Source organism: Psychrobacter cryohalolentis K5 (assembly GCF_000013905.1).
Lineage (GTDB): Bacteria > Pseudomonadota > Gammaproteobacteria > Pseudomonadales > Moraxellaceae > Psychrobacter > Psychrobacter cryohalolentis.
The window spans coordinates 2,577,440-2,601,282 of sequence record NC_007969.1; the positions used below are offsets into that span (position 1 = coordinate 2,577,440).

General features: G+C 42.6%; 20 protein-coding genes. 12 read left to right on the top strand and 8 right to left on the bottom strand.

The window, feature by feature from the left end; translation table 11 throughout:
* Nucleotides 1-58 precede the first annotated feature (58 nt).
* The 5 genes from PCRYO_RS10755 to PCRYO_RS10775 all read left to right on the top strand — a co-directional run bounded on the left by PCRYO_RS10755 (nucleotide 59) and on the right by PCRYO_RS10775 (nucleotide 6,369).
* Nucleotides 59-2,161, top strand: a complete 2,103-nt coding sequence (locus tag PCRYO_RS10755) for a sensor histidine kinase (RefSeq protein WP_011514419.1) — start codon at nucleotides 59-61, stop codon at nucleotides 2,159-2,161.
* 322 nt (nucleotides 2,162-2,483) lie between these two features.
* Entirely contained in the window at nucleotides 2,484-3,254 is a 771-nt protein-coding gene (locus PCRYO_RS10760; RefSeq protein WP_011514420.1) for a methionine ABC transporter ATP-binding protein, read from the top strand.
* Nucleotides 3,255-3,273: 19 nt separating this feature from the next.
* Complete coding sequence (locus PCRYO_RS10765; RefSeq protein WP_011514421.1) at nucleotides 3,274-3,960, top strand: methionine ABC transporter permease; 687 nt, start codon at nucleotides 3,274-3,276, stop codon at nucleotides 3,958-3,960.
* Between the two features lie 265 nt (nucleotides 3,961-4,225).
* Nucleotides 4,226-5,176, top strand: a complete 951-nt coding sequence (locus tag PCRYO_RS10770; RefSeq protein ID WP_011514422.1) for a MetQ/NlpA family ABC transporter substrate-binding protein — start codon at nucleotides 4,226-4,228, stop codon at nucleotides 5,174-5,176.
* 344 nt (nucleotides 5,177-5,520) lie between these two features.
* Nucleotides 5,521-6,369, top strand: coding sequence for an aldo/keto reductase (locus PCRYO_RS10775; protein WP_011514423.1), 849 nt, complete (start codon nucleotides 5,521-5,523; stop codon nucleotides 6,367-6,369).
* A 121-nt stretch (nucleotides 6,370-6,490) separates the two neighbouring features.
* Here PCRYO_RS10775 and ccmE read toward each other — a convergent pair whose 3' ends face one another.
* From ccmE to ccmA, 5 genes are all read right to left on the bottom strand, one after another.
* The gene (ccmE, locus tag PCRYO_RS10780) at nucleotides 6,491-6,991 is read right to left on the bottom strand and encodes a cytochrome c maturation protein CcmE (RefSeq protein WP_011514424.1); all 501 of its coding nucleotides are present in this window, start codon (nucleotides 6,989-6,991) and stop codon (nucleotides 6,491-6,493) included.
* Nucleotides 6,992-7,242: 251 nt separating this feature from the next.
* Nucleotides 7,243-7,464 carry a heme exporter protein CcmD gene (gene ccmD / locus PCRYO_RS10785; protein WP_011514425.1) on the bottom strand — a complete coding sequence of 74 codons (222 nt, stop codon included), beginning with the start codon at nucleotides 7,462-7,464 and terminating at the stop codon, nucleotides 7,243-7,245.
* A 44-nt stretch (nucleotides 7,465-7,508) separates the two neighbouring features.
* A complete protein-coding gene (gene ccmC / locus PCRYO_RS10790; RefSeq protein ID WP_011514426.1) occupies nucleotides 7,509-8,297 on the bottom strand; it encodes a heme ABC transporter permease CcmC in 789 nt (262 codons plus the stop codon).
* Between the two features lie 206 nt (nucleotides 8,298-8,503).
* The gene (locus PCRYO_RS10795) at nucleotides 8,504-9,160 is read right to left on the bottom strand and encodes a heme exporter protein CcmB (RefSeq protein WP_192941336.1); all 657 of its coding nucleotides are present in this window, start codon (nucleotides 9,158-9,160) and stop codon (nucleotides 8,504-8,506) included.
* Between the two features lie 115 nt (nucleotides 9,161-9,275).
* Nucleotides 9,276-9,905 carry a heme ABC exporter ATP-binding protein CcmA gene (ccmA, locus tag PCRYO_RS10800; protein WP_041753242.1) on the bottom strand — a complete coding sequence of 210 codons (630 nt, stop codon included), beginning with the start codon at nucleotides 9,903-9,905 and terminating at the stop codon, nucleotides 9,276-9,278.
* A gap of 130 nt (nucleotides 9,906-10,035) precedes the next feature.
* Between ccmA and PCRYO_RS10805 the strand changes: the two genes are divergently transcribed.
* From PCRYO_RS10805 to PCRYO_RS10815, 3 genes are all read left to right on the top strand, one after another.
* Nucleotides 10,036-11,073 (top strand): hypothetical protein, encoded by a 1,038-nt coding sequence (locus PCRYO_RS10805; RefSeq protein WP_226939363.1) that lies wholly within the window; start codon nucleotides 10,036-10,038, stop codon nucleotides 11,071-11,073.
* Between the two features lie 74 nt (nucleotides 11,074-11,147).
* Nucleotides 11,148-12,038, top strand: coding sequence for a hypothetical protein (locus PCRYO_RS10810; RefSeq protein WP_011514430.1), 891 nt, complete (start codon nucleotides 11,148-11,150; stop codon nucleotides 12,036-12,038).
* Nucleotides 12,039-12,133: 95 nt separating this feature from the next.
* Complete coding sequence (locus tag PCRYO_RS10815; RefSeq protein ID WP_011514431.1) at nucleotides 12,134-13,051, top strand: histone deacetylase family protein; 918 nt, start codon at nucleotides 12,134-12,136, stop codon at nucleotides 13,049-13,051.
* Between the two features lie 48 nt (nucleotides 13,052-13,099).
* On the opposite strand, the gene PCRYO_RS10820 is transcribed toward PCRYO_RS10815, so the two are convergent.
* Both PCRYO_RS10820 and coaBC read right to left on the bottom strand, forming a co-directional pair.
* On the bottom strand, nucleotides 13,100-13,882 hold the full coding sequence (locus tag PCRYO_RS10820) for a sulfite exporter TauE/SafE family protein (RefSeq protein WP_011514432.1): 783 nt from the start codon (nucleotides 13,880-13,882) through the stop codon (nucleotides 13,100-13,102).
* Nucleotides 13,883-13,933: 51 nt separating this feature from the next.
* On the bottom strand, nucleotides 13,934-15,325 hold the full coding sequence (coaBC, locus tag PCRYO_RS10825; protein WP_011514433.1) for a bifunctional phosphopantothenoylcysteine decarboxylase/phosphopantothenate--cysteine ligase CoaBC: 1,392 nt from the start codon (nucleotides 15,323-15,325) through the stop codon (nucleotides 13,934-13,936).
* A gap of 118 nt (nucleotides 15,326-15,443) precedes the next feature.
* On the opposite strand from coaBC, the gene radC reads away from it, so the two are divergent.
* The 3 genes from radC (at nucleotide 15,444) to PCRYO_RS10840 (ending at nucleotide 21,147) form a co-directional block, all read left to right on the top strand.
* A complete protein-coding gene (gene radC / locus PCRYO_RS10830) occupies nucleotides 15,444-16,127 on the top strand; it encodes a RadC family protein (RefSeq protein WP_011514434.1) in 684 nt (227 codons plus the stop codon).
* A gap of 320 nt (nucleotides 16,128-16,447) precedes the next feature.
* Entirely contained in the window at nucleotides 16,448-19,387 is a 2,940-nt protein-coding gene (locus PCRYO_RS10835) for an acyl-CoA dehydrogenase (protein WP_011514435.1), read from the top strand.
* Between the two features lie 386 nt (nucleotides 19,388-19,773).
* Entirely contained in the window at nucleotides 19,774-21,147 is a 1,374-nt protein-coding gene (locus PCRYO_RS10840; RefSeq protein ID WP_011514436.1) for a dicarboxylate/amino acid:cation symporter, read from the top strand.
* Nucleotides 21,148-21,273: 126 nt separating this feature from the next.
* On the opposite strand, the gene PCRYO_RS10845 is transcribed toward PCRYO_RS10840, so the two are convergent.
* On the bottom strand, nucleotides 21,274-22,029 hold the full coding sequence (locus PCRYO_RS10845; protein ID WP_011514437.1) for a TSUP family transporter: 756 nt from the start codon (nucleotides 22,027-22,029) through the stop codon (nucleotides 21,274-21,276).
* Between the two features lie 566 nt (nucleotides 22,030-22,595).
* Here PCRYO_RS10845 and nhaA point away from each other — a divergent pair.
* Nucleotides 22,596-23,798 (top strand): Na+/H+ antiporter NhaA, encoded by a 1,203-nt coding sequence (nhaA, locus tag PCRYO_RS10850; RefSeq protein ID WP_011514438.1) that lies wholly within the window; start codon nucleotides 22,596-22,598, stop codon nucleotides 23,796-23,798.
* The last annotated feature ends 45 nt before the right edge of the window (nucleotides 23,799-23,843 follow it).

The window sequence follows — 23,843 nt, forward strand, 5'->3', positions numbered from 1 at the left end:
CCCCTTTTATGTTTGATCATACAAAGTGGCATAAGTTTTTGATAATAGAGATTATTTAATGCAGCAATTGGGTTTTCGTTCCGTATTTGCCAAGCTATTTGCCAGTGTCATGCTGGCGCTTATCTTGTTTGCTGTTGCGATGGTATTATTAACACAGCTGGTACATGATAAAGATGCGGGCATTCGCTCAGAGGTATTGGCCACGCAAATTTTAGGACAGATCGATCCTTTTTTGCATGAGCTAAATATCGCAGTTAGTAAGGAAAATCGCCTACAATCGCGTTTTATGCTAGCCGTAGTCAAAAAAAGCTTCGATATCTTTGATGAGTCATTGCAGGCAAAAATGGGCTTATATGACAGCGAAGGTCATCTACTGATGCAAACAGATAATAGCGATTTGCCGCTAGAGCTTCCTGCTACGCCGTCTTTGTTCTCACGCGTTTTCCCCTCTTTTGCAGAAACGTCACCAACCAAGCAAGCTCAAGTTTATAGTAGTACTGGCTATACGCTATTATATGAGTCACGCTTGCCACCCAAAAAGCCGGTTCTCTCTGCTGCGCTTAACTTATTTACTGGCACGCTCTTATTGCTACTCATTATGGCAGGCGTCCTTTGGTGGATTGCCCGGACCATTACTTGGCGTATTAATCAGATGAGTCTACAGATGGCTCAGCTTGGCGATGGTGACTTTACCGTACGGGTAAATGCACGCGGCAATGATGAAATCGCCTCACTGGCACGTGGATTTAATCAAGCAGCACAAAAGATTGAACACCTTATTGATGCCAATAATTTATTACTTGCACATGCCTCTCATGAGCTGCGTACACCCATAACACGTATTCGTCTACAGATTGAGATGATGGACATGCTGACAGGTCCATTGCCAAGTGACAACAAAGCCAAGTTTGATAAGCGCGCTCAAGCTATTAATCGCGACCTCTCAGGTCTCAATGATTTGGTTGAAAGTATTCTATTAGTGAGCCGTTTGGATGCCGGTCATGCCTTACAGCAAGTTGAAAATTTAGATTTATATGATTTGGTGAATCAAGAACGCCAACACTATCCTGAAGCAACGTTAATTGGTGAGCACATCGTGATTGACGGTCAATCATCAATGCTCACCCATCTAATTCGCAATCTATTAACCAATGCCATGCTGCATGGAAAACCACCAGTCACTGTGCTGCTGTATGGCGTGCAAACCCTTGAAGAAGCTGAAGATATCCCTGATTTTTTATTGCAGACAGTATTGTGCAGTAGTTTTATAGACTATAACAGCTCAGACTTTTATTCTGATGAGTCATCTTATAGTACAAATCCGCTTGATCATCAGCAAGATACCGTATCAGAGCCGAATAATTCTATTAGCGCAGCGCTTCCAAAGCCAAAAGTAGCAAATAGTGAGTCTGTAGTGATATTACCAGCACCAGCTATTTATCAAAATGGTGAAAATTTGGTGAATGATGCTAATACTAGTACTGACAATGAATCTGATAATATTGTGAATCAAGAGAGTGATAGCGCCAATTTAGAGCAAGTAGAGCCTACTAATACGAGCGAGACACTTGAAAAGGTTGGTAATTCTTCATTGTTTGATAATTATCATAGTTTTACATCAGATTTGACCGATAAGCTAAAGAAAGTGATGTGGCGTGCTGTGCCTGAGAAGCAATGGTCTTCTGAAGATCATGACCATGCTATTGATGACATCTCTGGTAAAAATGCTATCAATAGCGATAAAGAAGATGCCAATAAAGTGAATAAAAATAGTGATGTTGCGATAAAAGAAAGTGATAAAGCAATCGATAAAGAAAGTCCTGAAACGTCAAATACCACCCGTAAAGAAAGCCTATTTAGCAAACATCTCAAAAAATCTAAACCGGAGCCAACACGTCCGCTTCCGAAGTATGTGGTATTGGCAGTGATTGATGAGGGTGATGGCATCCCTGAAAATAAACGTGAAGAAGTTTTTAGCCCCTTTGTGCGCTTGCAGCAAAAAAATAAAGGCTCAGGTCTTGGCTTGTCCTTAGTATCACAAATTGTCACCGCCCATCAAGGAAGAATCACTACTGACACTATCAATGGTCACACGCGATTTTTGGTGGTATTACCTGTTAAGCTCGATCCGCATTACCACCATCATGACAATCGTGACTGATTTTATTCGTTCATATCATAAACAAACTCTCAAAAGTGCTATAGGATAAGAACTACAAGCCTTTAGCATGTATAGCGATCAATAAGTCAGAAAAACATACCATAATGACATCCTACCTATTTCATTCTATATATCTTGATATTGACTAAGCTAAGTTCAAAGTCAATCATCGATGCCTGTATCAAAAACCTTGCATAATATGCTATATTAGCGCCCCTTATTATGGGGTTATCGAATGTGGTTTTAACTCAACTGCTCAGCAGTCAGAGAGACGACGACCACTTTATAACCACTAAAACATTTATTGAATTTTGAGCCTTCCATGAGTGACATGATTGTCTTAAACGATGTGACCAAGAGTTTTTTGAGTGACCGGTCTATAAAAGATAAAAACGGCAAGCCGCATTGGTTTACTGCTGTCGAGCCGACGTCACTAACCGTCCAGCAAGGTGAGATTTTTGGCTTGATGGGCTATTCAGGTGCGGGTAAATCAACGCTTTTACGCCTGATTAATTTGCTTGAACGTCCTGATTCAGGTCAAGTAATTATCGATGGTACAGACCTGACTTCTTTGTCTGCCAGTGACTTGCGTATCGCCCGTCACAATATCGGTATGATTTTTCAGCAATTTAATCTGATGTCTAATCGCACCGTCTTTGACAATGTTGCTTTTAACTTAACGGTTGCAGGCTACCCTCGCGCTGATATTCATAAGCGTGTCATGGATTGTTTAGACATCGTTGATTTAACCGACCGCGCTAGCCACTATCCTGCGCAGTTGTCAGGCGGACAAAAACAGCGTGTTGGTATCGCCCGTGCGATTGCGCCAAGCCCAAAAGTACTCCTTGCTGATGAGCCAACCAGTGCGCTCGATCCTGCCACTACGCGCAGTTTGTTGACTTGCTTACGCGATATCAATGAGCAGCTTGGCGTCACTATCGTCATTGTGACTCATGAGATGAGCGTCATTCGCAGACTATGTGACCGTGCAGCCTTGTTACATCAAGGACAATTGCTCGAAGTAGCAGACATCCGCGATGGTCTCATTCAGGCCACCACCCCAATTGGCAAAGGCTTAGTCCACGAAGACTAATGAGGCAGGAGAAATAAACATGATAACTGGTGCAGAATTATCCGCCTCGATAGACAAGCTACTCGCCCTGCGTAAAGAGATTTGGCAGGCATTTTTAGATACTTTCATTATGCTTGGTATCTCAACGACAGTTGCCATTCTTATCGGTGGTCTGTTTGGCGTCTTCTTATTTTTATCCAGTGATCGGCAGTTTTTACAAAATAAAACGCTCTATGCTGTACTTGGTGGCATTACAAACTTTATGCGTGCTTTTCCATTCGTCATTTTGATGATTGCCATGAGTCCCTTTACCAAAGCTATCGTCGGTACTGGTATTGGTCCTATCGCAGCATCATTGGTGCTTGCAATTGCTGGCTCATTTTACTTTGCGCGCTTGGTTGAGCAAAACTTACGTGAAGTGCCGCGCGGTATTATTGAAGCAACTGAATCGATGGGCGCCCGTCCCTTTACCATCATCAAAGTACTGCTTAATGAAGCACGCTCTGGCTTGGTCTTGTCCGTGACCATCCTTTGTATCAGCTTGCTCTCTTTTTCAGCAGCGGCTGGTATGATTGGCGGCGGCGGTTTAGGTGATTTGGCAATTCGATATGGTTACTATCGTTATCAGACTGAGGTAATGGTATTCATCGTCATTATGCTGTCAATCATGGTCATCGGCATCCAAGCCTTAGGAAATTGGGTCGCGACTCGATTAGATAAACGTTAAAAAACTGTGATCACTTGGCTCATTGAAGTTAGATATTGATGACTGAGTGATGCTTGATATGAATAGTTTACAGGGTCTAATGCTGATTCATCCTAAGCAAATGCTTGACTTTGTAACTGATTCCCTTTAATTTTGATACTATCTTAACACTCGTTAACTTAGCAGCATTACTATTCATAATGTTGCTTTTTTAATGCGGTTTTTTAATTCTATTTTTAATCTCAGTATTTTATCCTTTGACTCCTACCCTTATTAAGGAATTTCCATGAAATTAACAGATATCAGCCGTCAAGTAGCGACTGCATTTGCTGCTGTTGGCGTATCAGGTCTAGTGTTGGTCGGTTGCAATAATTCATCAGCACCAGAAGCCACCAAAGAGCCAGTTACTGAAGGCGCAACCGAAACTACCAATACAGAAACCACTGCGACCAGTGATATTGATCCTGAACATAGTAAAATCGTCATCGGTACGACCGAAGGTGACTTTGCAGATATGGTTCGTAACCAAGTAAAAGGTTCATTAGAAGCACAAGGCTATGAAGTTGAACTGGTAACCTTTACTGATTATGTCCGTCCAAACGTTGCGTTAGCAGATGGCGATTTAGACATCAACATCTTTCAACATAAGCCTTATCTAGATACCTTCAAAAAAGAAAATAACCTTGATTTGGTAGAAGTCTTCCAAGTTCCTACTGCCCCATTAGGTATTTACGCTGGTAAAAAAACCAAAATCGAAGACGTTTATAAAGGTATGAGCGTTTCTGCGCCTAATGACCCAAGTAACTTTGCTCGCGCATTAGTCATGATGAATGAGCTTGGCTGGATTACGCTAAAAGACAATATCGATCCATTGACTGCCTCAAAAACTGATATCGCTGATAATAGCAAATACGACATAAAAATCGTTGAGCTAGAAGCGGCGCAGTTGCCTCGTGCGCGTGACGAAGTAGACTTTGCCATTATTAACGGTAACTACGCGACCGATTCAGGTATCAAGCTGACTGAAGCGCTATTCCAAGAGCCAAGCTTTGCTTATGTAAACTGGTCTGCTATCAAAACTGCGGATAAAGACAAGAAATGGGTAAAAGACGTCACTAACGCTTATAACTCAGATGCCTTTAAAAAATATGCTCACGACAGCTTCCCTGGCTATAAATATCCAAAGATTTGGGGTGCTGACACTACAAGTACCGCACCTGTAGAAGCTGCTAAATAGTGAAAACAGTCATGAATAGTTAATAGATTTAATACGACTCATCTATTCAAATGATTCCGTTTTAAGTAATAAAAAAAAGCCCATTATTGATAAATAATGGGCTTTTTTTGATCTGTATTTTAGTAATGATAAGCAAAAAATAATTTAAATGACGTTACAGCCTGTTTGTCGTTTGTAGGAAAGCGTCACCTACTCTTTCACTTACCGCCATTTCTTTCTATAGTAGCTAAGCTTAATAGAGATTAAGGCTTAATAGAGATTGAGAACATTATATTTCTGATCGAATATTTTATTAATAACTATAAAAGCTATTAGTAGATCACAAAAAAGACAAGGATAATAATATGCGTGCTAAAACTTATAACATTCGCACCGCTGGACAAGCGAACATTCCGGTACTCGGACTGGGTACGTGGCAATCAACGGGACAAGACTGTATTGATGTCGTCAGCCAAGGTCTAAGAATGGGCTATGAACACATTGATACGGCTCAAGCATATGGCAATGAAGTCGAGGTTGGTAAAGGTATTAAGCAATCAGGTGTCGCTCGCGATAAGTTCTTTTTAACGACCAAAATATTCCCTGATGACATGAAGTTTGAGCCAGAGAAACTCGTTGCCGCTGCTAAGCGCTCATTGGAAAATCTAGATACCGATTACGTTGATTTACTGCTGCTACATTGGCCTGATGATCGCGTGCCCTTATCTGAAACCATCCCCGCGCTTTGTGAGCTCCAAAAACAAGGTTTGACTCGCAATATTGGTGTGTCTAACTTTAATATTGCCAATATCATTGAAGCCAAACGATATGCTGACGTGCCGATTGTAGTGAACCAAGTCGAGTTTCATCCTTTTATTAAGCAAAAAACGTTGCAGACCTTTTTAAATAATCACCATATTTTATTGGAAGCGTATTCGCCGCTTGCCCGCGGAGATGTTTTTGATAATAAAATCATTAAAGACATCGCTGATAAACACGGTATCACCGCCGCACAAGTGTCGCTGGCGTGGATTCTATCCGATAAGCACCGTATTGCGATTCCAAAAACGTCTAATCCTGAGCACTTACAAGGCAACTTAGATGCCATCAAAGTAGAGTTGAGTGCGGATGAACTTGAGAAAATCGGCAGCTTAGCGCGTAGTGACGGGCGTAAAATTAAGCATCCAGATTATTCGCCAGAATGGGATGATTAATAAATAACTCATACTTATTTAAGTATGAGGTTTGCCAAAAAAAATCCAGTGATAAAGGTCACTGGATTTTTTTATGTTTAATGCTTTTTACGATAATTATCGTTTATTGTTGCCAGCGCAATTACTGCTGTAAAGTCTTGGTCTCATGAACTTTTTCAGCAGGATTGTATTGCTCAGAAGAAGGAACTGCACCAATGCGATTATTTTCTTTCATCGATTTAGCAACTTCTGGCGGCATATAGTTCTCATCATGTTTTGCCAGCACTTCACCTGCGACAAAGGTATCACCTTGCATTTTACCCGTCGCGACAACACCTGAGTTCTCAGCGAACAAATCTGGCAAAATACCTTGATAAGTCACGGGGACGGTCGATTGAAAGTCTGTGATGGCAAATTCAACGCTCAATGGGTCGTTTGGCGCACGCTGTACACTACCAGCAACCACCATACCACCAGCACGAATACGTTTGTCTTGTGGCGCTTCACCTTGCGCAATGGCAGTCGCGTCAAAGTAGTAGTCGGTCTGTTGCCCAATGGCATAAATCACCAATACCACGGCTATGGCTGCCCCTGCAAGCGTAAACATAACCCACATCAGTTTTTTACGACGAACTGCGTTCATACTACTACCTCATTGATGAGTCGCTGTTTTAGACATTATCCATCTATAAAACAGAAAATATTAAAGAAACTACCATTAGAAAAACGTCCTAAAAATGTCTTTCTAATCGTACTCTTCTAATAACTATATGGTAGCATTTTATGTATAACTCAATAAGGTTACCCGCCTTTATAGAAATCCTTTATCTGCTCATTTATGTATCAGCGAAATGTATCAAATCTAGATATTAAGGGTATGAGATAAAATGATTTCTAGTGAGTATTTTTAGTCACCGGTGTTGGCGTTTTGGTCGTGCGCTGTGCCTGACGGGCTTGTTGAATCGCCAGCTGCTTGATAAGGGCTTGTCTTTGACGACGGCTATAAAATACAAAAGCCAGCATCATGCCAACGGTAATCGCCCAGCATGACCAAACAAAAACGCCATGCTTACCCATTGCAATAAACTCAGAAAAACTATAAAAGTAAGGCTGCATCATATGTCCCTAGCCGTTATTTAATTGGTCGACAGTCATTACAGTCATTTGGCTTGTCCACGGATGTATTCTTTCACCCACGCTTTACCTTGATCACGATGCAAGATTAAAGTGTTGGTACGGTAAATCGCTAAGGTTGCGACCAATAGGTAACTACCGATAATCATCAGTAGTAATGGCAGCCACATATCTGCTGACATCTTAGGTGCCGCAGTCAAGGTAAAGGTCGAGCCTTGGTGTAAAGTGTTCCACCACTCTACTGAATACTTGATAATCGGCAGATTCACTGCGCCAACGATAGACAAAATAGCGGCAGCTTTACCGCGATTCGCCGTATGTTCAAAGGCGGCAAACAATGCCATCACACCGGCATATAAAAATGCCAAGATCAGCATCGATGTCAGCCGCGCATCCCAAACCCAGTAGGTTCCCCACGTAGGTTTTGCCCAAATAGAACCCGTCAGCAAACTAATCACACACAATAAAAACCCCAGAGGAGCAAGTGCCTGCGCCACAAGGCTGGCGGTCTTGATTTTCCAGACTAAGTAAATCACTCCAAGTACAGCTAAGGAAAAATAAATTGAAATAGCAAGGCTTGCTGCCGGTACGTGGATAAAGATAATACGATAGCTATTGCCTTGTAAGTAATCAGGCGGCGCAAAAGCCAGCCCCCAGATACTGCCGATGAGCAGGCAAAGACTTGCTAGTATCGCCAGCCACTTGACCCAAGGCGAAAAGATGCGAAAGAATTCCTTGGTACCCACCGTGGTCAGGAAAACTTGCCAAATGCGTTGCCACAGGCTAGGAGATGAGACATTATTTAGGTTGGGCATGGAAATAAACCTATTACGCAGCTAGTGATTATCAAGTTAAACGCATGATTCATACAATTATCCGCTAACCTGCTGGCGTTAAACGCTGGATAGAATCTACACGTGAGTGTGTTTAATAGACTATTATAGCAAAGTTGCCTGTTTTCATCATGTTGTTAATATAAAAGGCTTTAATAAGAGAATGAACAATATGCCAGTGTAAACTTTTAATTCAACCACGACATTTTTAACGTCATAGCAATCGCCCATGGCATCACTAGCACCGAGATAATACTGCCTGCCAGCAACAACGCCAAAATAGGCAGACCGTTAAGACCCGTAGCAAATAAATCAACCGCACCGGTGGCAAAAATCAATACCGGCAACTGCATCGGCAAAGCGATTAAAGGCACTAGCACAGCACCATTCTTCAATGATAACGTCAAACTACTAGCAACCGCTGACAGCATTAACAGCATCGGACTACCTGTAACAATTGATGCCATCAATATCCATGCCTCAAACCAACTCAGCTGAAATAAAGGCACAGCAAGCAGACTTAATACCGCCACAATGCCGCTACTAAAAATCCAATGAATCACCAAACGGATAAGCACCCATAACGGCAGCGACGCTTTGGCGACAACCAATTGCGCCAATGTGCCATTATCAAGCGCGGGCTTAAACAAACCATCAACGCCCATCACTAATGACAATAAAGCAGCAATCCACACCGCCGACACCCCAAGGCGCTGTAATAGTGCAGGCTCGCTTCCAACCGCTAGCGGAAACAAGGTAATGATTACTAAAAATAGCACCAAAGGATATAACCACTGTACCGCTCCCTGCTGCTTTACTTGCCACTCACGGCGCCACAGCTGCATAAAACTGATACTGCGCACATCAGCTGTATGAGCATTTATGATTGATAATGAACTGTCTGTTTCTATCATTTATACACTCTTCCACTGATGCTTATCGCACTGATATTGATAGTATTCATACCATGTAATCGGACAAATCGAGCACTTGATTGGCAACGTCGACTGCCTGGTGACTGGTCATTAATATCGCCCCGCCTTCATGAGCAAAATCGCGTAATCGGTCTTCCATGCGGGCTACCATATCAACATCGAGTGCGGTGAATGGCTCATCAAGCAACCATAATGGCGTCACTTCAGGCGTCAGTAAGTATAACCGCGCAAGGGTAATTCTTCGAGTTTGACCCGCGGATAAATGACTTGAGCTTATGGTTTCAAACCCTTGTAATCCTACCCAAGTGAGGGCGTCATCAATATCAGCAGCGCTTGGTGTGATACCATATAAATTCAGCAAAAAGGTGAGATTTTGAGCAACAGTGAGATTGGGATGAATGCCCAATTGATGCGATACATACAAAGGCTGAATCGGTAAGCTAACTGCCCCTTGATAATAAGTCTCACCTGTTAGCACTGGCAATAATCCAGCCAGTTGCATAAGTAACGTGGTCTTGCCGGTACCATTGGCACCAATTAGATGGCAAATGCTGCCTGCAGACAACTTGAGTGACACCCCTTCACATAGAGGGATTTCACCACGCTGAACGGTCAGCTCATCAAGCGCAAGTAAGGCGGTATTCAGAGCCGTCATACAACCTCTCATTATTTATTGACCCGCAGTCAATATTCATCACAAACCAAGACGATGTTCGTGGCATAATACTTTATGCCCCATAACCATACAGTATAACAAATTGTCGATTACTATGACCTCAAAACCTATGCAGACTTCAAAAGATATTCAAACCCCAAATACGCCTATGCTAACGATAAACAGCTTAATTGATGCACAAGTCACGTTTATGCAGCAATGGTTACGTAAGCAAGCTGAACCGCTGAGCATGGAAGCTTGGCAGTGGTTTGGTGCGCAGCCATTGGACAAATATATCAGTAGCGATGATTTACAGCGCCTACTTAATGATTGGCTACTAGACCATCCTTTAAGCGAGGTGATGCGTGCCGATATCCGTGATATCTTGCATAGCATTATTTATCATCCAGCCAATGACAATGTGCCGTTATCAGAGCTTATCGATGATACACAAGTTGAAACGCTAGCGAACTATGTCGGCAGCCATGAGCAGCAGCGTAATATCTTGATTCATACCTTGGTTGGCAACGATACATTTGCAGATTTGTTGACCCAAACGCTATACCACGCCATCAACGACTTTATGGAAAATACGCTAGAAAAAGCGGGCGGTGTTGGCAAACTGATGAAGCTTGGGCGTAGCTCATTTGAAAAGGCAACCAACAGAAATCTTGATGAAAAATTGCAGACGTATCTGCATCGTAATATTAAAGATTTGGCGCATCGCGCAGAAGCCAATGCTCAAGAACATTTATCCAATGAAGAGGTGTCGCGATTATTGGTCACTGGTTGGGCGCGCATTAAAGAGCAGCCGATTAACCATCTCCAAACCTATTTACGTGATGAGCCTAATAATAGCAGCATCGATCATATTGAAGCCAGTATTCAGCAGAGTTACAACCGCTTACGCATCTCCCCTTATTTACATAGCCTTGTAGCAGCGAGCGTTGATACTTGGTATCGCAACCATCAGTCCGATACCATAGCACAGGTGGCAGAAAGCTTACATATTAATGAGGCAGCAATGATGCAGCTGTCCACTACCCTAATGCCTATCATCAATGATGCGTTTGAGAGCGAATGGTTGACCGCGCATCTGCGTGAAATGCTACAAGCGTTTTATAGCCAGCCCAATATCAAAGACAGTTTGAGTTTCAGCAACCAGTAATTTATTTTTGCCTGCTTTTTTATGTGTATTTTTTCTTAATCTTTATATTTCATTTGTTGGTTAGCACACTATTTATGAGTCAACGTAATAAACTCAGCTTATGGCAAAAAATGAAGCAGTTGCTAACCACATCCACTGTGCGCTCTGTTATTGATCATATTAAATCGTCGAAGGATTTGACAAGCGCTGACTTTGATGAGGTTGATAGTCAGGTGAGTGCTTCACAAGTAGCTACTGACAATGTTAGTACGGATAATGTTGATACTAATCATAAAGAAACTGACTCTAACAATGTTGACAGCACTGTCAGCGATAAAAATGCCCCTAGTACAGACGCAAATGTCACCGATAACATCGATACTACGAATAAACCTATCGATATTGATACAGATATTGGCAAAGATTTCGAAAATAGTGCGGAGCAAAAAAGTGAGAGCGACTTATCCATTGTCGATTATCTAAAGCAATACTTCGACGATAAAGGATGGCATTATAATCATTATCAGCCCAAAGCAAAAGACAGCCAAAAATCTCATTATTTGTCTTTAAGAATGCGCAATAAGCAGCTTGATTGTGGTTATCTGTTTCGGATACAAGAAAAAAATAAACTGCTGGCAATCTATGGTATTTTGCCATTTTTGATACCAGAGAGTCATCAAAGCGCCGCTATGCTACTCATTACTCAAATCAACTATGACATGATGATTGGCAATTTAGAGATGGATATCAATGATGGTGAAATACGCTATAAAAACGCCATTAATGTTGAAGCGGTCAGTCTTGACGACGATATCCTTGAGCATTTACTGCAAAGTATCATTGCCATGACGACGGTTGCTCATGAGATATTTAGTGATTTGGTCAATAACCAATACCCTGCTGAAGAATTATCCGATCTACTTTTGCAGCTACGTCAACAATCCGATTCAAGAACCTTCTTTTTGCCCACTCAATTTGTACAGTGAGACTGGATTGTTTTTCCAGTGAAACCATCAGCTCAAACTTACTATGTTAGACAACCCTCTACTCAGAAAGCCTTTAATACGATATTAGAAATACTATGTTAAAAATTGCCTACTCTGATATTTTTCGTTATTCAGTACCCGAAAAACATCGTTTTCCGATGCAAAAATACACTATGATTCCTGAGCGCTTATTAGCGGAAAAGACTATTAGTGCGAATAACTTTTTTGCGCCCACACGCTTAAGCGAAGATGAAATCTTAACGACGCATACTGCTGATTATTGGTATCAGCTTAAGACCCAAACGCTACCAAGAAAAGAAGCGCGAGCGATCGGCTTTGAGATGACGCCTGAGTTAGTAGAGCGTGGGCGCTATATTGCCCATGCGACTTATGAATGTGCGCTTTATGCTCAGCAATATGGCGTGGCGATGAATGTTGCCGGCGGTACGCACCATGCGTTTTCTGATCATGGCGAGGGCTTTTGCGTGTTTAATGATGTCTGTATTGCGAGTAATTTATTATTAAATCGTGGACAGGCGCAAAAGATTTTGGTGGTCGATTTGGATGTGCATCAAGGCAACGGCAATGCCAGTATCATGGCGAATGAGCCACGCGTTTTTATCTTTAGTATGCATGGCGCAAAGAACTATCCGTTTCGTAAACAAGTATCAGACTTAGATATTGAGCTAGATAACGATACTGGTGATGAGCAATATTTACAGATATTAGAAGACACGCTACCGCGCTTAATTAGCGACGTTGCACCAGATATGATCTTTTATCAGTCTGCTGTCGATGTACTGGCGACCGATAAGTTGGGAAAACTTGGGCTGACGATAGAAGGTTGTAAGGCGCGTGATGAATATGTGTTACGCCAAGCAAAAGCCGCTAAAATTCCTATCGCTATCGTGATGGGTGGCGGCTATTCAGAAGATATTGAAGATGTGGTTGAAGCGCACTGCAATACGTTTCGTTTGGCGCAACAGATATTTTTTGATGAAATAACAGAATAACACGCGCATAAAATAGCATTTTAACAGCCAGCTGCCTCGCGAACTAGTTTATAAAAACGCTACAATCCCCTGCCAGCCGACACGAATACCAAGCACTGTAAGTATCAATAAAATAAGCTGACGAAAGCGAGCTTGTGGTAAATAACGACGTAAGCGGATACCAACTAAAAGCGCGGCAATAGATAAAACACTGAGCAAAGTAATCAGCTGCCATTCACCACTGCTTAGTGCCATGATAGGCTCACGCAATACAATGATTTGGGCAATTTTGCCTAAGAAATAGCACATGTTGCCGACTTTGGCGATAGTATGCTTATCGTTGCTTGCAGACAATAAATACATCATCAATATGGTCGACATAGCATTGGTCGCGCCGCCAATCACGCCTGCACTAAAGCCAACGATGATTAACACAGGCTTGGTAGCAGGTAGACGAAGTTGCTTACCAAGCAAGCTGCTTACGACGTAAAAACCAATAACGGCTGCCAATAACAATAAAATATATGCGCTATCGACCCATAGTAAGAGCTTCGCGCCTAAAATACTACCGAGTAAGCTGGTCAATGCCAGTAACCAATAGCGCCTGCCATAATAGATGAAATTTTGCCAAATCGTGCGACCACCACCTGCCAGCCAAGTCATCGCATTGAGTAATAACGATGGAAAAATGACTAATACAATAGCATGTGGTAAAGGATACATACTGGCAAGCGCGGTAGTAGTCACCAAGGTGATACCTAGGCCACTAATACCGTGTAGTAAGGATGCCAGAGCAAAAATTGCAATCAGTAAAAACGTCTGGGTACTATCGCTACCCACCATGTCCATCATATTTTCCCTGTCGAAGGTATCATACGCGGCTGGCTACTTATGACTATACAATTAGCCATTCAAACGTTGCACCAAAGTCTGGCCAATGATGCTCACTAATTGCTCAGCTATTTTATCCTTGCTCGCCTTCTCAAGTGTCACAGCTTCACTCTTATAACGATCAGAGAAAAACACCTGCATCGCATTATCATCACTGGCAAAACCAATATCTGCGCGCGAGACATCATTACAAGCAATCAAATCTAAATCTTTAGAAAGCAGCTTACCACGAGCATAACGTTCAACATCTTGAGTTTCTGCTGCAAAGCCAACGACAAATAACTCAGGATGAGCAAGCGAAATCGTCGCTAAAATGTCAGGATTTTTGACCAAGCTTATCGTCATGGCATCTTGGGTTTTTTTGATTTTTTGCGGGGCCGCTTCTTCAGTACGATAATCAGCAACCGCCGCAGTGGCAATAAAGATATCCGCCATTACATTTTGATTCTCGCTATGAGCATGCTCCTTATCATCAATCTCATGGCTGTGGTTATGACCATCGCCGCAATCACACTCGCCATGATGTTCATGTTGATGGCTATGATCGTGATCGTGAGAATGGTCGTGCTCATCTTCAGGCACATACTGTAGCGCACTGTGCGTACCATCCACGCACTGCTGGGCTGCTATCAGCATCTCTTTAGCCGACAACACATCAATGCGCGTGACATTGAGCGGTGTCGGCAGTGCCACTTTGCCACCCGCAATCAAGATAACGTCTGCACCAGCAGCAACACAGGCACGCGCCAAAGCAAAACCCATTTTCCCCGTAGAATGATTAGACAAATAACGCACCGGGTCAATGGCTTCAACGGTCGGTCCTGCGGTAATCACGACTCTTTTACCTGCCAATAACTGAGGCGTCGTCTGCATTGCTTGAAACAGTAAAATTTCTTCTAATAACTGTTCAGGCTCAGGTAAGCGTCCTGCACCCACATCACCACAAGCTTGCTCACCACTAGCAGGCGCAATGATTTGATAATTCATATCACGCAGGGTTTGCACATTTAAGTGAACGGCAGGATGCGCCCACATCTGTTGATTCATCGCAGGCGCGATAATGACTGGCGCTGTCGTTGCAAGACAGACCGTGGTCAGTAAATCATCTGCCATACCCATTGCCAGCCGCGCTAACGTATTGGCAGATGCCGGCGCGATGACCATAAGGTCTGCCCATTTTGCAAGCTCAATATGACCCATGCCCGCTTCCGCTTTTTCATCGAGTAACGAGATATGCACCTCATTACCCGTCAAAGCTTGTAGGGTTAGTGGAGTGATAAAAGCCTGTGCACCTGACGTCATAACGACGCGCACCTCAAAGCCTGCCTTGATTAATAGACGGGCAAATACAGCAGATTTATAAGCGGCAATACCGCCAGTGATAGCAAGCAGGATATTTGACATAAGCGTGGCATCAGCAAAAAATTGAAAGATAAAATTGCGCTTATAGTAGCAATTATGCGATAAGTTAGGGAAAGTTTTCTAAATTTATCTCATCGCAAGTGCATCTTAAGGAATAAGCATGGCAATCAAAGACTGGCATGAGGATGATAGACCGCGTGAGAAGCTATTAAAATTTGGCGCCGCGCACTTATCCGACGCTGAGATATTGGCGATATTTCTGCGCACGGGCACACAGTCGCAGTCAGCCATTGAGCTGGCTCGCCATCTGATCGAGCAATTTGGTAGCCTTGCAGAGCTGTTAGCAGCGCCGCAAGAAACTGTCCTTGCTTGTCACGGCATCGGTCCTGCCAAATACGCGCAGATACTCGCCTCACTTGAAATGGGCAGACGCTATTTGGACAGTCAGCTTAAAACGGGTCAAGGACTTGGACGCTCGCAAATGGTCAAAGACTATATCAGCACTCAGTTGCGCGGTGAGCCGCGAGAAGTGTTCGCTGTGCTATGTTTGGACAATGCCTTGAATCTAATCAATTTTGAGATATTGTTTACAGGCGGCATCTCTTCTTGCTCCGTCTGTATCAAGCATGTGCTACGTCATGCGTTAAGCCATGCAGCAAGCCAGCTCATTATTGCTCACAACCATCCGCATACCGATGCTAAGCCATCAACGGCGGATAACTTGTTAACCTATGAGCTCAAAAAAGCTTGTGACCTTATAGATTTGTCTTTGATTGACCATGTCATCGTTGGGCGCAATGAGACTTTATCTTATGCTGAAAACAGTTTACCGCCTTTTAACTAATGTTTAATGACTCGCATTTGGTTATATACACAAATCTTGATACATATTATCGACACAGCGTAGCGTTTTCGCTCTTGATAGTTATAAACAACTGTTTCATATTGGTAGTTAACTTCATTTTTGGGAGAGTCTTTATTCCCGATGCGAAGTTTTTATTTTATATCAGCTCTATTTGAAATCACTAATGTCAAAAAACTAAAACTATTTTTCACTATAAAAAAGGAAGCTTGGAATATAAAACAACAATCATAGTTATTTCAAACTTTCTTATTCACTTATATTTTGACGCTTTTTTATTAAGCGTTGCAAAGGAGGCAGTTATGGCCATTGGCTTATTTATTTTGGCAGTCATCATTCAATTAGCCATGGTCTTGGCCATCTTTTTGTTGTCATTATCGCGTGTCACAGGCAGCATCGTTGCTTTAATCACTGTCCTCGTTACTGCTTTCATCAGTCCATGGTCGCTTATCCTAGGTCTACCCATTGCGCTACTTTGCCTAGTGCTGCTTATTACCCCTATTCGTCAAAGCCTGCTTACCAAGCCTGTCTATAAAGCCTTGGGCGGTGCCATGCCAAGTATGAGTGACACAGAGCGTGAGGCACTTGATGCAGGTACTAGCTGGTGGGAAAAAGAGCTGTTTATGGGCGCGCCTGATTGGGATACGTTTGCAAAATACCCCTATCCAGAATTGTCAGAAGAAGAGCAAAGCTTTATAGATAATGAAGTAGAAGTGCTCTGTGCAATGCTTGATGAGTGGCAAATTCATCATGAAGATAAAGAGCTGTCACCAGAGGCATGGCGATTTATCAAAGCCAATGGCTTTTTGGGTTTAATTATTCCCAAAGAATATGGTGGATTAGACTTTAGCTCATATGCCCAAAGTCGCGTGATGAGTAAGATTGCCTCACGCTCGCCGACTGCTGCAGTGACCTGTATGGTACCAAATTCACTCGGTCCTGGTGAGCTGTTGATGCATTACGGTACCGATGAGCAAAAGCAGCGCTGGCTACCGGGTCTAGCGAAAGGTGAAGAGGTTCCGTGCTTTGGCTTGACAGGTCCAGAAGCGGGCTCTGATGCCGGTGCGATTCCGGATACTGGCGTGGTTTGTTATGGCATGCATGAAGGCGAGCAAGTGCTGGGCCTGCGCATGAATTTCTCTAAGCGTTGGATTACTTTAGCCCCTATCGCCACAGTAGTAGGTTTGGCATTTAAAATGCATGACCCTGAAGGTTTACTTGGTGATCTTGAAAAAACCGATTACGGTATTACTTGTGCGCTGGTGCCTGCCAGCCACCAAGGGGTCATTATCGGTCCACGCCACAATCCAATCGGTTCGCCATTTATGAATGGCACAGTCGATGGTCAAGATGTCTTTATACCGCTAGATTATATTATTGGTGGAGTGGAAAATGCAGGACGTGGCTGGCGTATGCTGATGGAATGCTTGGGCGTCGGTCGCGGGATCTCATTGCCTGCCTTATCGACTTCTGCCAGTGAAATGAGCTATTTGTCGGTTGGTGCCTTTGCAAAGGTTCGTGAGCAATTTAAAATCTCCGTCGGAAAATTTGAAGGCGTGCAAGATGCCACCAGCCGCATTGCCAGTAATACTTATATGTTAGAAGCTTTTAGGCATCTGGTGACTTGTGGTCTAAACCAAGGTGGTACGCCATCAGTGATGACAGCAATGGCAAAATACTATGCCACTGAGACCATGCGTTCAGTAATTAATGATGGTATGGATGTCGTTGGTGGTCGCGCAGTACAAATGGGACCGCGCAACTTTTTAGCCATTCCTTATCAAGCGATCCCAGTATCAATCACCGTTGAGGGCGCCAACATATTGACGCGCTCATTGATGATTTTTGGTCAAGGGGCGATGCGCTGTCACCCTTATCTATTCGATGAGTTGCAACTACTACAAAGCGAAGATAAAGAAGGCGCGCTCAAGCAGTTCGATAATTTATTCTTTAAGCATTTGGGCTATACTTTTAATCGCGGTGCGAAAGCTTTCGTCGCAGGCTATGTTGGTGGCAGCAATGATGCGCCAAATTTTGCAGATAATTTTACCCGTCCCTATTACAAAGACATTAACCGCTTAAGCGCAGGCTTTGCTTTAACTGCTGACATGTCTTTAGGGTTATTGGCTGGTGATTTAAAACGCAAAGAGATGCTATCTGGGCGCTTAGCAGACATCCACTCTCATCTATTTATCTGTACAGCTATTTTGCAGTTTTATGAATATGGCAGCAAATCAGTCGCTGAGCGCTTGCATGCTGAAGTGGCGTTAAAAAATAGCCTTTATACTATCCAAGAAGCATTCCTATCTTTATTTGCCAATTTTCCAAATCAGTTTGCAGCCAAATTAGTGAGCTTTGTGACTTTTCCCAGTGGTCGTATCTTTGCCCCAGTGAGTGATGAATTAAAACGCCAACTGGGTGATACGTTTATGGATGATTTTGAAGCAAATCCTTTCCGCGACTATCTTAAAACCATGGTTTATTATAATACTGAGCCGGATGATGTCACGGGTCGTATGGAGCATGCTTATCAAATACTGCTCGAAGTCGAACCCTTATGGCAGAAATTTAAAAAAGCAGAGCATAAAGACAGTTTTGAAGGTTTAACTTTTGAAGATCATGTAGTCTATGCCAGTCAAAATGGCGACATTTCTGAAGAAGAAGCTGAACAGCTAATAACCTATAATTCGATACGCTATGATTCCTTATTGACCGATACATTTGATAAGCATTTATCAAAAGTGCAAGAACGTGCTAACCCACACAGTTTAGAGAACGCTGTACATAGGCTAACTGACTATGCTGAACTAAAAAGCGATGCTCAGTTAAAAAACAATGCTCAGTTAAATCAGGCATTAAACCCTGATAATCTGCAGCAGACCTCTGAGAATATCGCATCAGTTGATTCAATGCCAGACAATAACCAACCAACAGGAGATACTAACCCTGATCATGGTTACGAAAGTGATGGCGATGTAAAAATGGTCAATGAACAAGATACCGCCAGGGAAATTAATGCACAGACTGATTTTCAGGATTCACATCCTGAAATAGAAGCCCTTGGCTCGCGTCACCGTGATGCAGCATCGCATCTAAATGAACGTATGAGTTATAACCATAGATTTAACAAAGATAAATTTGCTAGCACAAGTCGGGAGCAAGACAATCACGAGCAGCAAACAGAAACCAGTGACCCTACATGGAAAGATGGTTTGCGCCGTGACGAAAACGACAATGTCTAACTAGGATTGATCTGCCTATCGCCATTTATCTATATTGATTGAAGCAAGTGAGGTGGTCTCATCAGAGTCATCTCGCTTTTTTATTTTACCGCTCATATTATTTTTTTATGCTCCTTCAATAACGCTTCATTCAGCCAAATTCATATGAATTTTTGACAGATAAAAAACTCGAACATACTAATATTGTAATGTCACGTTATTTAAGTCATAAAAAAATCTTGCAGTATCCCTAACTATTCTTTTATATTGTCCCCCAAAATCTGACTTAAAGGTCAGTTCATATATTTATAGACGTCACAGCAACAGTCATGACAGCAATCTTGCACTCATATTGAGCGCGCTATTGTGTCTATTGCTGTGCGTAACGGACACCAAGGATAGCGTTTATGTGGAAAAATATGGGTTTGACCGGCAAAATTATTGTTGCCATGGTGCTCGGTATTATACTGGGTCTATTTATAAACTACTCTGGCTTGAACACGGAAGGCAGCTTTGTTAATAATTATGTCACCAACGGTTTTCTTGCCATTGTCGGTAAGCTGTTTGTTAACTCGCTAAAAATGCTCGTCGTGCCACTGGTCTTGATTTCACTAATCTGCGGCGTATGCGGTATCGGTGATATTCGTCTATTAGGGCGTATTGGTACTAAAACCTTTTTCATCTATATGGTGACGACAGCACTGGCGATTGCAACTGCTATTGGGCTTGGCGTGCTGTTTGGTATCGGCAAAGGCATGAATATAGCAACAGAGGCGGCGTTTGAAGCTGAGAAAGCGCCACCACTACTCGATGTATTTTCCAATATTATTCCCTCTAACCCCATCAGTGCGATGGCAAACGGCGACATGCTATCGATTATCTTCTTTGCCGTTTTGATTGGTATTAGTATTTTGATGGTAGGAAAACCCGCTAAAGGCTTAGTTCAAAGTTTAGAGCTCATCAATGAAGTCATCTTAAAAATGGTGACTATCATTATGAATCTTGCACCATATGGTGTCTTTGCGCTATTGACCAAAGCAATGGCAGAGCTTGGCTTAGACCTGATTTGGTCATTACTTGGTTATGTTGCGGTACTGGTTGGTTCACTGGCATTCCATTTCTTTGTGACCATGATGATTGTCCTCAAGCTGTCTTCAGGCTTGTCAGTCAGAACGTTTTTGGCAAAAATGCGCGAAGTACAGATTTTTGCTTTTAGTACTTCAAGCTCGAATGCAACGATTCCAATTACCTTGCGCACGGTCACCAAGCGCATGGGTGTTAATAACTCAGTTGCTTCATTCACCATCCCTTTTGGCGCGACGATCAACATGGATGGTACAGCCATCATGCAAGGCACAGCGACCATTTTTATTGCCAATATTTATGGTATTGACTTGGGTATAACTGAGTATTTGACCGTTATTTTGATGTCAGTGCTCGCCTCTGTCGGTACGGCAGGTGTTCCGGGTGTTGGTCTAATCATGCTGTCAATGGTATTTGCCCAAGTCGGTCTACCGATTGAAGGTATTGGTCTTATTTTAGGGGTCGACCGTATCCTTGATATGTTACGTACAGCAGTCAATGTCGGCGGTGATGCTGCGGTGACCGCTATCGTCGCAAAATCAGAAGGTAAAATGGATTTAGCGATTTATAACGATCCTGATGCTGGCTCAAAAGATGTCTTTGACGGTCATATCGATGAGAACAGCGAACGCGAATTCTCTGAAGTCTTTAGCGATGGCATTATGGGCAGCGAGTATGACGATGTTAAGCGCGGCTAATCGTGATCAGTGATTGCCTATAAATAAGTCATAAAAAAACCTCAGCCGATTGGTCTGAGGTTTTTTTATGCAGCAAGTAGGTTTTTAGACCAAGAGTTGCATTCTTCTTGATCAATCTACCCTCCACTAACCAAGTACATATTTAGTCACCATCACAAGACAAACCAATACAATCATGGGACGAATGAGTCTACTGCCGCCTTTTACTACCATATGCGAGCCAAAATACGCCCCTATAGTTTGCCCTACCATCATCGCCAGCCCTACTGTCCACAATACATTACCGCCCAATATAAAGAAGATTAATGAGCCAATATTGGTCGATAAATTCAGTACCTTTGCCGCACCAGTTGCTTCGATAATTTTTCGACCACGTAATGCCACATTGCCAAGCGCAAAAAACATACCTGTCCCAGGTCCCATATAGCCGTCATAAAAACCAATTAAAGGGGCGGCAATTTTTTGCCAAGCACCTTCTGAGATACGAGGGGCAGCTTCCACTTCACCAAGTTTGGGGGCAAACAAAGTATAGATACCAATGGCTGCAATCAAAAATGGAATCAGCTTTTCTAACAAGTCAGGTGGCGATAACTGCACCGCGATTGAGCCAAAGATAGAGCCAATAAAAGCCGCAATAATCGCTGTCTTAATGTTCTTGGGTTTAACCACACCCTTTCTAATCATGGTAATAGACGCTGCTAGTGCCCCTGATGCTGCTTGTAGCTTATTGGTACCCAGTGTCAATACAGGCGGAATATTGGCAAGTAGCATGGCAGGAATAGTCAACAAACCACCGCCACCAGCAATAGCATCGATAAAACCTGCCAACGCGGCTACAGCGGTCAACATTAAAATAACTTCAATAGAAAGGGATACGTCCATGACACTGACCTGCAAAATTTATGATATAAGAGACACAAGCCTTAAAACATTCAACCAATTCTACTTTTTAGCAGCATTTTTTTAGCAATACTTTTTGATAGTATTTGTTTAAAAACGCTCATTTAAAAGTAGTTGGATGAATATCAGGCAAAAAATATGGATAGATAATGTGTATATTATTTTGATAACGGCTAATGCTATAAGAGTCAAATCCGATGCTAACCGTTACGTAAAGCGGCTTATTATAAAGATAAAACTGCGAAAAAAGCCATAACCCTAGCAAAGTCTGCTAGATTTATCGCACAAGGTACTTTAAAAACAGCTTTTTTCGTCATGAAGCTTTCAAGTTAAAAGGTAAAACCGGTAACCTATTTCATTTGTTTATATGAATAAGAATATGAGAAACTAGGGATATACATCTATTACACTGGTATTATAAACATCAGTGCTAACAAAGACTCGTCCCCATATGTGGTCGCGTACTTAAGGCGGAGCCATTACAGACATACAAGAATACTTGAGCTTTTGAATACTTTCGCACGTTTTATTTAGTTAATGAGGACAATATGGCAATACATAAAATCAGAGCGTTTTTTAATCTCGAGGCTTCGGGCGGTATCGTCCTAGCGCTGGCAGCTATCGCAGCAATGATTATTGCTAATACTTCTCTAAATACGTGGTACGAATCCTTTATTCACGCACCTGTCGCTATTCAAATTGGCAGCTTCTCAATCGCTAAAGATGCGCATCATTGGATTAATGATGGCTTGATGGCAGTGTTCTTCTTTTTAGTGGGACTTGAGCTTAAGCGTGAAGTGTTAATCGGCGAGCTGTCCAATGTAAAGCAAATTATCTTGCCAGCAGGAGCGGCTCTTGGCGGCATGATCATGCCAGCCATCGTCTATCTGTTTTTTAACTATAATGAACCTGAGTTTTGGCGAGGTTGGGCGATTCCTGCCGCAACCGATATCGCCTTTGCTCTTGGTATTTTGAGTTTACTTGGTAATCGCGTACCCAATTCATTAAAAGTATTCTTAGTCTCGATTGCTATCTTTGATGATATCGGCGCGATTATTATCATCGCTTTATTTTATACCAATGATTTATCACTTGGTTCACTGGCTATCGCGGGCTTATGTCTGCCGTTTTTATATCTGCTTAATCGCCGTAACGTTACTAGCATAACTCCTTATTTGCTAATTGGCGTTATCATGTGGGTTGCCGTACTCAAATCCGGTATCCATGCAACGTTAGCTGGGGTTGTATTGGCGCTATTTATTCCTTTATTTGATCGCACTGACCCTGAGCATTCCCCGCTTGAAGAGCTTGAACACGACCTACAAAACACAGTTTCTTACGGTATCCTGCCATTATTTGCTTTTGCCAATGCGGGCATTTCGCTTAAGGGCGCAGGGTTTGGTGAGCTGTTTCATTCTGTACCGCTTGGTATTGCCGCTGGACTGTTCATCGGTAAACAAGTAGGCGTCATGCTGATGTGCTGGTTAATTTTTAAATTGGGCATTTCTACTATGCCAAAAGGCATGAACTTTAAGCAAATCTACGGCGCAGCATTGTTATGTGGTGTAGGCTTTACCATGAGTTTGTTTATCGGTGGGCTTGCATTTGCCGGTGAGACACCATTATTTGATGAGCGTTTGGGTATCATTATGGGTTCAATCGTCTCTGGTATCGCAGGTTATATGATGCTCAAAGCCACTTTAAAAGATGAGGTTAATGTAACCTCTGTAGACTTAACGCGTCATTCTTAATGTACGATTGAGCTACTTTATCCCAAAGTAGCTCAATCAACTTCA